Consider the following 12,228-nt stretch of genomic DNA (forward strand, 5'->3'; position numbering starts at 1 on the left):
ATATACAAGTTATAGAATCACAACCAGTCTGTCGAATTACCCCACCCTAACCCTCCCCTTGCAAAGGGGAGGGAACTAGATTTTCTTATTTCCCCCGAATGCATCGGGGGGGATTAAGGGGGTAATTTGACTTGTGTATACACCGTAGCCTTAAAAGGGCAAAAAATTCTCTAAATCCCCCAATTTATCGGGGGATTTAGGGGGATCTAGAACGTTTTACTACCGACAAGAGGATGGTGTGTTAGTCCGTGTTTGTCTGCGGTTTTAAATGCTTCAGTTATGGCAATTTATAGCTACCAACACGCAGATTTAACTGACCTTGGCGTGGATTTTTGCTGAATATAAATGCGCCTTCTTCACTTTCCCCACTAGATAAAAAGTCGATCTGTTGCTCTCCTGTTTCTGTAACTTTACCGTCAATCAGCAACTCAGCCATAATCTGAACTGACTCAGCCGTATCTCCTCCACTATTAACTACTTCAAAGGGAACATAAAATTGTCCATCAATTTCCCTAATTGTTTCTTTTTTAGTAACAGCAAGGATGGGAGGTTGATTTTTTTCATTCAGCCAAGTGTAGCCCACTAAACTTACAATGATTGCTAGGATAAATGAGGCGATGCTGAATGTTACCCACTCAGCGATTGAGCGCTTTGGTTGTTGTTCTGTTTTAGTCATATTGCTAACCTTCCGGCTGCACCGCCAATAGTTGCAGGTAATCCCAGTATCAAAGTGTGATCTAACCACATTGTCCAAGGGTCGCTAAAAGTTAACTTTTGAAAGAACCACAGCATAAAAGCCCCTGCTAGCAGTGAAACTAGGTAGGACATAATGGTTTCGCTAGATGGTCGTTGGAAAATTCCCTTTTGCTGTCTTCGCTTTTGCTGGTCAGAAAAGCCTGCCTGAAATACAATGCCATAGGAAATCAACAAAGATGCGGCGATCATTGCTAATTCCCAAGCTGGCGAAGTTGCAGCTGCTAACATGGGAATTTCATCTGTTGGAGCAATGTTAAATGCAATTACAGTTGCACCAATGAGAGTTGCACCCAAATCTGCGAAGGTGGCGTTTAACTCATTCCCTTTGTTCTTGGTTGTGCTGTTGGTTGCTTGTCCTTCTGCATTGCTGTTTTCAATATCTCCCAAAAGCTGGTTGGCTAATGCTACACCGAGAGCAAAGGGCACACTTTCAAAAATGATTTTACCTAAAGATTCCTTTAGGGAAGTTTCTGGTGTCAATTCTCGTAGTAGTAACAGTACAAAGGTAGAGCAAGCTAGTCCGATCGCGATCGCTTCTACAGTATCCATTGCGGCTTGATGAGCTAGCCCGGTATATCTGCGTTTCCGAAAGCCTTCTATCTGATTGAGTAAGTAAACTACAACAAACATCAATGCGATCGCCGTCATCATCAGTTGTGGTTTTGCCAGCGATCCAATCCACCAAACCTCCATTGTGTACAGCAAGGGTATGCCAAATAAAAATCCTCCACAAGCACCCCGAATGATGTCATTAATCTCACTCCTCCAGATATTTTTTTGACGTTTTGTTGGCACTCCTTTACTTTCCTTTTATTTAAAAATTTGCTTTGACTGATCTCATTCTCTATGAAGATGCATATAGCAGTCATAAATACTTCGTGAAAAGTTAGATCCCCGACTTCTCAAAAAAGCCAGGGATCTAGATAGCGTAAATTTGTGTTACGGCAACACAAGTTCAAATATAGGACTCATATTTGATTTCTGAAAAAACTCAGTACAACTAAGAAGCCTTCTTTCCTATTGCCTATTGCCTGTTGCCTATTGCCTATTGCCTATTGCCTATTGCCTATTGCCTGTCTACGCAAATTCGTTCATAAATCAAAGCGGATTCCTATAGGATTGCTATATATTAATAATATTTTTTTTACTTACGTACTTTTATAGCGTCTCGTATCTATCTTAAGATACATAATCTACCAAATTATTCTATCGGTTGATGGAAGTTAAAAACAATACTCTGTTGTTAGTTTATGTAATAGCTGAATCAACTACAAGCTGGGGATAAAACCATGAGTGCCGAAAAAAGAGTAGAAGCTACTGCAAAAAATATTGAAGGTAAAATTCAAGAGGTTGTGGGTGAAATAACCGGTAATCCACAAGATAAAGCTGAAGGACAAGCAAAGCAAGCTGATGCCCAAGTTACTCACACTGTAGAAAACATTAAAGACGAACTTAAGAAAGCTTTAGACTAATTGAGCTTTTGCAGTGCAAATAGCACTACTAACCATGATTCATTACTAATAGCCTTACATTAATTACTCCACTAACTTTTAGAAAGTGGAGTTTTTGTTATATTGGCGTAGAATCTGAAATGGTTAATCACGAACAACTTGGCCCTAAACATGATTTTTCTACAATTTAATTCAACTAATAACTGGTACGCCCAGCTAATAAGTTCCATAGAAAGATGGCAATTATTGCGCCAATGACGGCAACAATTACACCGGGGATACTAAGGGTTGCAGCAGTTAATTGAAATCTTCCTGTCTCTAAAAGAGTAACTAAAATTCCCCCAATTACAGCACCGACGATACCTAAAACCATAGTTGAAACCATTCCACCACCTTGACGACCAGGATAAATAGCTTTCGCTATAGCTCCAGCAATCAAACCTAGGATTATCCAAGCAATAATGTTCAGCATAATTTCATCCATCAGGAAACTTCATAACTAGCTTAGAAATTACAATATTGTTTTCCTTCTACCCGAAGATATAGCTAGTGAACCTCAATAAAAATTAACAAAATCATGGCTCCTATACTGACCTGTATAAGAGATGAACATGACGGAATTTGGAATATTATTCGTGAATTTACTCCCCCGATTGAACGCCGCGAAATACTCTTTAAGTAAATGGTGACAAAACGCTTCCCAACTTTTCACGCCCCAAAATATCCCTCACCTTCCCTCGACAAATAACCTGAATTCCATTAATATAAACCGCTTGCACAATCTCATCCGAACCGCGCTTAACCATTCGAGGTTCACCATCTAAAACTGGATCTGATATCTGCACTTGCGGGCTAATTGGCTGATTTAAAGCATTGGGATCGAGTAAAACTATATCGGCTTTAGCACCAATTTTGAGTACTCCTGTATCAAGACGAAACCAACGAGCAGGTTCTCCGGTAACGCGGCAAATCGCAGCTTCAGGTGAAAGGAACTTTGTTGCAACTGCTTGTTTGAGCAAAGACAAAGCTCCATCATAGTAGCCCAGGTTGCGGACGTGAGCGCCAGCATCGGTAAAACCAGGCAAAATATGGGGATGCTGCATCATCGCTAAACGGGGTTTTAAGCGATCGTTTGCTCCTGTCGCCACCCAGCGTAAATCTGTATCGTATTTTTGTAATGCGTGGATAAATAAATCTACTGGTTCTTGTTGGTTTTGACGAGCAATTTCTGCAAAACTTAACCCTTGCCAACTTGCTTCGGGACAGTGAATAACTTCCATCAAATCTAATCGGCGATGGAATGATTTACGCTTTTTACTGAGCCATTCTTGGCGAAACTGACGACAAAAAATTTTCGATGCCCATAGTTGTTGCCTTTCCTCTCGTGACTGACAGCCATTGAGTTGTGCGCCTGTGGAAAATTCTTCAAATAAGGGAGTCACAGATCCATCAGAGTAAATGGTGAAGGGTTCGGTTAGGGTTTGAAAACGCACATTACCATTTAGAAGCCGATTCCAAATAAAAAGCAGGGGGGAAAATATTCGCCATAGTTTGCGATCGTGTACGGCATCTAAAGCAGAAAGGACTGTTAGCCGCAGGGGTTTTTGTCCAATCCCTGAACCCATACGTAGAATATCTACAAAGGAAGCAAGTCGTTGTAAATTGGGTGTGACTTGAAAAACGCGATCGCACCGCCGACATAAATCTGCCAACATTGCATATTCTTTAAATTTGGCGTGTTGAGAAGGAATTGTGCAGCCTTGCCATTCTCCACTCATCCGATGCCAGGGAAACATATCAATAGAAATACCAATAAAGCCAGCATCTATTGCATCTCTGGCTATGCGCTGCATAAGTTTTACTTCAAATTTTGTCGGCTGAACCGTTAAACTGCGTTCTAATCCCATCACATGAGCGCGTAAGGCACTGTGTCCAAACATTGGGGCAACATTGGGGCCAAGGGGTAACTGTTGCAAATGCTGTAAATATTCTGCTGGTGTCTGCCAGGAAACCGACTTTTTCAACCATTTTGCAATCAGCCGATGGGAAAGTGTCTCTACCCTCTGAAAAATATCAGCCAGGATTTGGGGTTGGGCGATCGCAACAGACAAGCTACAGTTACCAATAACCACGCTGGTAACACCATGACGCACTGATTCGCTCAATCCTGGTGCAATTTCTAACTCTAAATCGTAATGAGTATGAATATCTATAAATCCAGGTGTCACCCATAACCCAGAAGCATCAACCACTTCACGCGCTGGGGTAGTTAAGGAGGGTGCAAGATTGACAATGCGGCCGTTTTGAATGCCGATATCTCTGCGAATAGCTGGAGAGCCTAAGCCATCGAAAATTAACCCGTTTTGAATCAGCAAATCCAACATGATTCTTTTTGCCCTTTGGTTGTTATTGGATCTATCGAGAGTCATTTGAAGAAAGGGAGGCGTTCAGGAGGCAGGAGGCAGGAGGCAGGGGGCAGGGGGCAGGAGATAGGAGGCAGGAGGCAGGAGGAACCCAGTAATGTTTTGGTAAGCCATTGGTTATTTACTCAGGTCAATCTGTTTGTTATGATTCCCACTGGTAAATGCGATGTCTACGATGGGCTATGCCTATGCACAGTCTGAAGGAATGGGGCAATGAGGGAGATGAGGGAGATGAGGCAGGGAGAGAATTCGTAACTCCTAACTCTTCACTCAGCACTCGGAACTGTTTTGCCAATGACAAATGACCAATGACCAATGACAAATGACCAAATTCTGTGACAATGATTAACAACAAGCCAGAATACTGTATCTAAGCTACTCATGAGCCAAAGTTCTCAAAACAGCCCTTTACCAGGCAACCCTGTTCCATCATCTTTCAATTGGTTATATGCTTTCTGGAAATTCTCTCGCCCTCATACAATTATTGGTACAAGTCTAAGTGTTTTAGGTTTATATTTAATTGCCATTGCCATTAGTACAGACGCAATTAATCATATCTCTACAGACGCGATGAATCGCGTCTCTACAAGTTCTCTACTCCCTGTCTTCGGCGCATGGATTGCTTGTCTGTGTGGCAATGTCTACATTGTGGGGCTGAATCAATTAGAAGATGTGGAAATTGACAAGATTAATAAGCCTCATTTACCGTTGGCATCTGGTGAGTTTTCCCAGCAAACTGGGCAATTCATTGTTGCTTTGACTGGGATTTTGGCGCTAGTTGTGGCGTGGCTAACTGGGCCGTTTTTATTGGGTATGGTGGCTATTAGTTTGGCCATTGGTACTGCTTATTCTTTGCCGCCAATTCGCTTGAAACAGTTTCCCGTTTGGGCGGCGCTGTGTATTTTTTCGGTGCGCGGTACGATTGTTAACTTAGGATTATATCTGCATTACAGTTGGGCGTTGCAACAAAGCCAAGCAATTCCGCCTGTGGTGTGGGTGCTGACGTTATTTATTTTGGTGTTTACCTTTGCGATCGCTATCTTTAAAGATATCCCCGATATGGAAGGCGATCGCCTCTACAATATTACTACTTTCACCATCAAACTTGGGCCCCAAGCTGTGTTTAATCTGTCTCTTTGGGTAATAACTGTCTGCTATCTGGGAATGATTCTGGTTGGGGTGCTACGCATCGCCTCCATTAACCCCATATTCCTGATAGTTACTCATTTGGGGCTGTTGGTTTGGCTGTGGTTGCGGAGTTCGACGGTAGACTTACAAGATAAAAGTGCGATCGCTCAATTCTACCAATTTATCTGGAAACTCTTTTTTATGGAATATCTAATTTTTCCTATCGCCTGCCTTTTGGCTTAGACAATGCTAGAAAACTTTCCCACTAGTTCTATTATCGCTGCTCTTGTAGTTGTTCTCAGTCTGTCAATCCTGGGTTATTTCGCTTGGAAAACTTTGATTACCTCAGACTTGTTTCAAAAAGGAATCAATCTTGCTCAAGCAAAAGATTACCAAGGTGCAGAAGCAGCCTTCCGCAAGGTGATTTCCATCAACTCTACTAATGATGTGGTGCGCTTGTTTTTGGGAGATGTTTTAAACCAACAAGGCCAAGTAGAGGAAGCAACAGAATTATTCCGAGAAGTAATTCGCCGCAGTCCGAAAAATCCCGATGCTTACTTGCGTCTGGCAAATATTCTCATGCAGCAAGAGCGAGAAGAAGAAGCTAAAACTAACCTGTTACAAGCTAAAGATTTATTACAAAAACAGCGCCAACCTGAAAAAGCTAAAAAAATCACTCAACTGTTAGATAAAATGAGTGCTAAGTCAAGTGAATCTTAAGTTGAGTGAAAGTTGCGGAGATTAAATTTTCCTGTTCTGTCTCCTAATTTTTTACCATTTTCATCATAATGATGAGAATGGTTTTTATTTTGAAATTTGTAAAAGTTCAGAATTTATCAAGAATTTAGAATAATTAGTATATTTATCAAATGTTCTTCTGATTCTTTAACTATTCTGACTCCTGAATCCTGAATTCTGAATCCTGAATTCTGACTTAAATTTACCAGTGTTTACTGTAGTTATGTCCACAATTTTCGCAAGTTTCACCACTCCCTTCATAACCTTTACAATTGCAACCTGATGCGCTACAAGCACCATAGCCACAATGAATTAATTTAGATTTTAGACGAGAAAATATTGGGATTTTTAAAAGCTTATCTTTTTGCAAAACAGCGATGCTACTAACAGCTTGTTTGGTTTTTAAAGACATATTATATTATCCTTCAGCATTACAGAAATTAGATGCACTATATCACTAATATTTTAGTACTAGAATAGTATCAAATGAGGACAGGAATTTAGTAGTAAATTTTATAGATAAAACAAATCAAGTGTTTATGTCAGACATAATATCAGAATTGTGGACTAATTTTTTTACATCAGGATCATTTATTCCACATGGGCACTGCTATCTATGGCAAACAAATTTAGTTTGGTTACATATATTATCTGACTCGCTAATTGCACTAGCTTATTATTCGATTCCAGCTACACTATTTTACTTTGTGCGTAAGCGGCAGGATTTGCCCTTTGATTGGATTTTTCTGCTGTTTAGTGCATTTATCGTAGCTTGCGGTACCACACATTTAATAGAAATTTGGACACTTTGGCATCCAACCTATTGGCTATCGGGGTTTGTCAAAGCAATAACTGCCACAATATCTTTAATTACAGCAGTAAATCTTGTGTCTCTAGTTCCCCAAACACTGGCATTTACTAGCCCCGCTCAACTAGAACAAGCAAATCAAGAACTTCAAACCCAAATAACCGAACGCTTACGGATAGAAAAGGAACTGCGAAAATACCAGAATCATCTGGAAGAAATGGTTGCTGTTCGCACCAATGAAATTACCAAAACTAACGAAAAATTACAACAAGAAATCCTGGAACGCCAACGTATTTTAGAAGTTCTCCGACAAAGCGAAGAACGCTACCGCTACTTGGCTGAGGCAATCCCTCAACTTGTATGGACAACTGATGCTAACGGTGAATGTGATTTTTTTAATCAAAATTGGTGTGACTACACTGGGCTAACATTAGAGCAATCTTTGGGTTCTGGTTGGTTGGCGGCATTGCATCCAGATGATATTCAAAGTGCTGATGAAGTGTGGTCTAATGCTGTAAAAGATGGCAGTATATATAACAACGAATATCGCTTCAAACGGGCTTCTGATGGCTCCTATCGTTGGCAGTTAGCGCGAGGTTTACCACTCAAAGATGAGCAAGGTATTGTAGTCAAGTGGTTTGGAACATGTACAGATATCCACGAACAGAAACAAATACTTGAAGAACGGGCGCACCTGCTGGAATTAGAACAATTAGCACGAGCGAAAGCAGAAACAGCCAATCGAATTAAAGATGAATTTTTAGCCGTCCTTTCTCACGAATTACGCACTCCACTAAATGCAATTCTCGGCTGGTCAAAGTTGTTGCAAACCCGCAGGTTAGACCAAGTAAAGACATCTGAAGCACTAGCCACAATCGAGCGGAATGCCACTTTACAGGTTCAACTCATTGAAGACTTGCTGGATATCTCCAGAATTTTACAGGGCAAACTGACGCTGAATATTACGAAGATTAACCTAGAGTCTACGGTATTGTCGGCATTAGAAACAATGCGATTAGCGGCAGAAACAAAGTTGATTGAGGTGAATACGGTATTTGAACCGGATGTGGGGGAAATTCTAGGCGATTCTATTCGTTTGCAGCAAGTTGTCTGGAATCTCCTTTCTAACGCTGTCAAATTTACACCCAAGGGAGGAAAGGTAGAAGTGCGATTAGAGCAAGCTGATGGCTATGCTCAACTTGTAGTTAGCGATACAGGTAAAGGAATTAGCGCTGACTTTTTGCCATTCGTGTTTGATTATTTCCGCCAAGCGGATAGCACCTCTACGAGAAATTTTGGTGGATTAGGACTGGGATTGGCAATTGTGCGTAATATCATCGAAATGCATGGCGGTACCGTCAAAGCAGAGAGCCACGGTGAAGGGAAAGGGGCAATATTTACTGTGAGCTTACCGCTTCTGCCAGATGAAAGTCCAAGTCTGACGGATGAACAAAACTACCCTGCGTTTTTAGCTCCTAACTCCTTACCTCTGAATGGCATCCGAGTTTTAGTTGTTGATGATGATGCTGATTCACGAGATTTTGTTGCTTTTGTATTAGAGCAAGATGGGGCTTTTGTTATTGCGGTATCTTCCGCTTATGAAGCATTACAAACCCTAGCAGAGGTAAAGCTAGATGTGTTAGTCAGCGATATTAGTATGCCCGATATGGATGGCTATATGTTAATACATCAAGTGAGAAATTTGATACCAGAACAAGGTGGACAAATTCCAGCAATTGCCTTGACTGCTTTTGCGAGAAATGATGACCAGCAAGAAGCCTTAAAAGCTGGGTTTCAGATCCATTTACCCAAGCCTCTTAACCCAGAAGAATTAGTTGCAGCCATTGCTCAACTTCTTGAAATAAAAGTGTCAGAAATTACCTAAAAAACACTTTTTTACTCCTAATAAAGCACCATCTATTTTGTACAAATGGACAGTTGCATGAGACAAAACTTGTATCAAGTTGGGTTAATAACTTATAATTCCTGCTAGAACCCGGATAAAGCTACGCTTTTGCTCGCTGCCCCTAATCCCCAGAGGGACTGAGAGTTGAGTGTTTTTACGATGACAGTCGAACTCAATATTACATGTAAACCAAGCAGGTAAGGTAATAACAATGCTGAAAAACAAGAATATACTGGTAGCAGCTATTATCTGCTTGTGTTTGAGTAATGGGAATACTGTCTTTGCTAAAGATGTTGGCGTTGTTTTATCAAAAATTCCAAACTCAAATCAAGCAGCACTTCCTCAGAACAAAAACGCAGTTGCTAACTTCGAGCGAGGAGCCAATCTCCAAACACAAGGAGATTTAAAAGGAGCAGAGGCAGCTTTTCGGAAAGCAATTGAACTAGAACCAAAATTTATCCAAGCTTATATTGCTTTGGGAAATACTCTCGACGATCAAGGCAAACTCCAAGAAGCGATCGCACAATATAATAAAGCCATCAGCCTTGATCCTAAGTATCCTCAAGCCCACTTTCACTTAGGAAATGCTCTGTACGATCAAGGCAAACTCCAAGAAGCGATCGCCCAATATAATCAAGCTATTAGCTTCCATCCGAAGTATGCAGACGCTCACTACTACTTAGGGAACGCTTTGTATGCTCAAGGAAAACCAACAGAAGCAGTCGCCGAATATACAGCAGCCATTGCCTTCAATCCGAAAAATTCAGCAGCTTATAACGCCTTGGGAAATGCTCTGTACGCTCAAGGGCAACTAGAAGAAGCGATCGCTCAGTACAAAAAAGCCATAAGTTTCGCTCCCAAGTATGCAGACGCTCACTATAATTTAGCAAGTGCTTTATACGCTCAAGGAAAACCAACAGAAGCAATCGCCGAATATACCCAAGCGATTCGCCTTGATCCGAAACATGCACAAGCTTACACAGGTTTGGCAAATGCGATGGACGATCAAGGCAAACCACAAGAAGCGATCGCACATTACAAAAAAGCCATTAGCCTCGTACCCAACGATGCTTATGCTTACTATAATTTGGGCGTCACTTTGGGAAGGCAAGGACAACTAGAAGAAGCGATTTTCAATTTCAAAAAAGCCAGAGAGTTATTCCAAGCAGAGGCAAACAAGGAGATGCTTGAGCAAGTTGATCAGCTAATCCAAAAATTAACGCAATAAGGGGATTGGGGATTGGGGATTGGGGATTGGGGACTGGGAATTGGGGATTGGGGACTGGGAATTGGGGATTGGGAAAGAAGCAGGGGGAGCAGGGGGAGCAGGGGAAGAATGACAAATGACAAATGACAAATGACAAATGACAAATGACAAATAACAGAGGTAAAGTCTACCTCGTAGGTGCTGGGCCTGGAGATGCGGCATACCTAACAGTAAAAGCTTACAATCTTTTAGCTACGGCTCAGGTGTTAGTCTACGATGCTTTAGTAGATGGTCAATTATTGCAGTGCGTACCAGATAATTGCCTAAAGTTAGATGTCGGCAAACGCGGTGGCAAACCCAGTACAGCCCAAGCAGATATTAACAAATTACTGGTAAAACACTGTCTACAAGGAAAACAAATTGTACGACTCAAATCAGGTGATCCGTTGATTTTTGGGCGTTGCGCTTCCGAAATTGAAGCGTTGAAAGCATCCGGTTGTGATTTTGAACTAGTACCAGGAATTTCCTCAGCCCTTGCAGCACCTTTGTTAGCAGGAATTCCCCTGACAGATCCAGTTTTAAGCCGCTGTTTTGCAGTATTTACAGCTCACGAACCAGAGGTTTTAGATTGGGAGGCACTGTCACGCTTAGAGACACTGGTAATTTTGATGGGAGGGCAACATCTACCAGAGATTGTACATAAACTGGTGCGACACGGGCGATCGCACTTAACACCTATTGCCATCATCCGTTGGGCAGGAACTCCCGATCAACAAATTTGGACAGCGCAACTGGGCAATATTTTGGAACAAACCACCGGATTATCCCTTTCTCCGGCGGTAATTGTGATTGGTGAAGTTGTTGGGCTACGCAAGTACTTACAACCTGAGAAAATAGATTGTCAGGATTTAACTACAGCCAAAACTCCTAGCCTCCCTGCTATGTCAAGCAACTTCTCCCTCTCTCCCCTTCCCCTTACTGGTAAAACAATCTTGGTAACACGTTCAGTTGGCCAATCGAGTCAATTTGGCGATCGCCTCATCGCATCAGGTGCAACAGTCATCGAAATGCCTACCTTAGAAATCGGCCCACCTTCGTGTTGGGAAGCTTTGGATAATGCGATCGCTCATTTATCTGACTTCGACTGGTTAATTCTCACTTCTACCAACGGCATAGACTACTTTTTTGAAAGGTTAGTCACCCAAGGTAAAGATACCCGTGCTTTAGCTGGCGTCAAAATTGCCGTTGTTGGTGAGAAAACAGCCCAAGGTCTTAAACAACGCTCTCTTCAAGCAGATTTTATTCCCCCCAACTTTGTCGCCGATTCTTTAGTGGAAAATTTTCCAGAGAAACTGGATGGTAAGAAGGTTTTATTTCCCAGAGTTGAAAGCGGCGGAAGAGAAATTTTGGTTCAGGAATTAACTCTCAAGGGAGCAAAGGTGATAGAAGTTGCGGCATATCAATCTTGTTGTCCTAATGGTATTCCAGATGCGGCAAAGTTAGCTCTCCAAAACCGCCAGGTAGATGTAATTACTTTTGCTAGTTCTAAAACTGTACAATTTTTCTGTCAACTTACTAACAATATATTTTCCAACAACTCTGATCCTAGCCCATTCTTAGAAGAAGTTTGTATTGCCTCTATCGGCCCCCAAACCTCCAAAACTTGCCATTCTTTATTTGGGCGTGTGGACATAGAAGCTGAAGAATATACTTTAGACGGTTTAACCCAAGCACTGATTACATGGGCAACCAATTCTTAGAGGATGTTTGAAAAGTCCTCTTGTCGGTATCAAAAATTTTACATCCCCCTA

Annotated in this window: 11 protein-coding genes; 6 read left to right on the top strand and 5 right to left on the bottom strand. The window is 41.6% G+C overall.

Annotated elements, in window-relative coordinates; translation table 11 throughout:
- Positions 1-277: 277 nt before the first annotated feature.
- Both A4S05_RS13445 and A4S05_RS13450 read right to left on the bottom strand, forming a co-directional pair.
- Positions 278-676: a TIGR02588 family protein gene (locus A4S05_RS13445; RefSeq protein ID WP_069070337.1), complete on the bottom strand. Its 399-nt coding sequence runs from the start codon at positions 674-676 to the stop codon at positions 278-280.
- Positions 673-1,551, bottom strand: a complete 879-nt coding sequence (locus A4S05_RS13450; RefSeq protein ID WP_069070338.1) for a TIGR02587 family membrane protein — start codon at positions 1,549-1,551, stop codon at positions 673-675. The genes A4S05_RS13445 and A4S05_RS13450 overlap by 4 nt, the downstream gene beginning before the upstream one ends.
- A 494-nt stretch (positions 1,552-2,045) precedes the next feature.
- On the opposite strand from A4S05_RS13450, the gene A4S05_RS13455 reads away from it, so the two are divergent.
- Positions 2,046-2,228, top strand: coding sequence for a CsbD family protein (locus A4S05_RS13455; RefSeq protein WP_069070339.1), 183 nt, complete (start codon positions 2,046-2,048; stop codon positions 2,226-2,228).
- 175 nt (positions 2,229-2,403) lie between these two features.
- Here A4S05_RS13455 and A4S05_RS13460 read toward each other — a convergent pair whose 3' ends face one another.
- Both A4S05_RS13460 and A4S05_RS13465 read right to left on the bottom strand, forming a co-directional pair.
- Positions 2,404-2,676 carry a GlsB/YeaQ/YmgE family stress response membrane protein gene (locus tag A4S05_RS13460; RefSeq protein ID WP_069070390.1) on the bottom strand — a complete coding sequence of 91 codons (273 nt, stop codon included), beginning with the start codon at positions 2,674-2,676 and terminating at the stop codon, positions 2,404-2,406.
- Between the two features lie 205 nt (positions 2,677-2,881).
- Positions 2,882-4,591 (bottom strand): N-acyl-D-amino-acid deacylase family protein, encoded by a 1,710-nt coding sequence (locus A4S05_RS13465; protein ID WP_069070340.1) that lies wholly within the window; start codon positions 4,589-4,591, stop codon positions 2,882-2,884.
- Positions 4,592-5,011: 420 nt separating this feature from the next.
- On the opposite strand from A4S05_RS13465, the gene A4S05_RS13470 reads away from it, so the two are divergent.
- Entirely contained in the window at positions 5,012-6,001 is a 990-nt protein-coding gene (locus A4S05_RS13470; protein WP_069070341.1) for a homogentisate phytyltransferase, read from the top strand.
- 3 nt (positions 6,002-6,004) lie between these two features.
- Positions 6,005-6,478, top strand: a complete 474-nt coding sequence (locus A4S05_RS13475) for a tetratricopeptide repeat protein (RefSeq protein WP_069070342.1) — start codon at positions 6,005-6,007, stop codon at positions 6,476-6,478.
- Between the two features lie 220 nt (positions 6,479-6,698).
- Here the strand turns inward: A4S05_RS13475 and A4S05_RS13480 are convergent, their stop codons facing one another.
- Positions 6,699-6,908, bottom strand: coding sequence for a hypothetical protein (locus A4S05_RS13480; protein WP_069070343.1), 210 nt, complete (start codon positions 6,906-6,908; stop codon positions 6,699-6,701).
- Between the two features lie 127 nt (positions 6,909-7,035).
- On the opposite strand from A4S05_RS13480, the gene A4S05_RS13485 reads away from it, so the two are divergent.
- The 3 genes from A4S05_RS13485 (at position 7,036) to cobA (ending at position 12,177) form a co-directional block, all read left to right on the top strand.
- Positions 7,036-9,189 carry a hybrid sensor histidine kinase/response regulator gene (locus A4S05_RS13485; protein ID WP_256090962.1) on the top strand — a complete coding sequence of 718 codons (2,154 nt, stop codon included), beginning with the start codon at positions 7,036-7,038 and terminating at the stop codon, positions 9,187-9,189.
- Positions 9,190-9,421: 232 nt separating this feature from the next.
- Positions 9,422-10,438, top strand: coding sequence for a tetratricopeptide repeat protein (locus tag A4S05_RS13490; RefSeq protein ID WP_069070344.1), 1,017 nt, complete (start codon positions 9,422-9,424; stop codon positions 10,436-10,438).
- Positions 10,439-10,581: 143 nt separating this feature from the next.
- Positions 10,582-12,177 (top strand): uroporphyrinogen-III C-methyltransferase, encoded by a 1,596-nt coding sequence (gene cobA / locus A4S05_RS13495; protein WP_069070345.1) that lies wholly within the window; start codon positions 10,582-10,584, stop codon positions 12,175-12,177.
- Positions 12,178-12,228 lie beyond the last annotated feature (51 nt).

Source organism: Nostoc sp. KVJ20 (assembly GCF_001712795.1).
Lineage (GTDB): Bacteria > Cyanobacteriota > Cyanobacteriia > Cyanobacteriales > Nostocaceae > Nostoc.

Excerpts from the sequence above, each read along its gene's own strand:
- A4S05_RS13490 (WP_069070344.1), top strand. The coding sequence starts at position 9,422 with ATGCTGAAAAACAAGAATATACTGGTAGCAGCTATTATCTGCTTGTGT.
- A4S05_RS13470 (WP_069070341.1), top strand. The coding sequence starts at position 5,012 with ATGAGCCAAAGTTCTCAAAACAGCCCTTTACCAGGCAACCCTGTTCCA.
- A4S05_RS13455 (WP_069070339.1), top strand. The coding sequence starts at position 2,046 with ATGAGTGCCGAAAAAAGAGTAGAAGCTACTGCAAAAAATATTGAAGGT.
- A4S05_RS13480 (WP_069070343.1), bottom strand. The coding sequence starts at position 6,908 with ATGTCTTTAAAAACCAAACAAGCTGTTAGTAGCATCGCTGTTTTGCAA.
- A4S05_RS13475 (WP_069070342.1), top strand. The coding sequence starts at position 6,005 with ATGCTAGAAAACTTTCCCACTAGTTCTATTATCGCTGCTCTTGTAGTT.
- A4S05_RS13465 (WP_069070340.1), bottom strand. The coding sequence starts at position 4,591 with ATGTTGGATTTGCTGATTCAAAACGGGTTAATTTTCGATGGCTTAGGC.
- A4S05_RS13485 (WP_256090962.1), top strand. The coding sequence starts at position 7,036 with ATGTCAGACATAATATCAGAATTGTGGACTAATTTTTTTACATCAGGA.
- A4S05_RS13445 (WP_069070337.1), bottom strand. The coding sequence starts at position 676 with ATGACTAAAACAGAACAACAACCAAAGCGCTCAATCGCTGAGTGGGTA.
- cobA (WP_069070345.1), top strand. The coding sequence starts at position 10,582 with ATGACAAATAACAGAGGTAAAGTCTACCTCGTAGGTGCTGGGCCTGGA.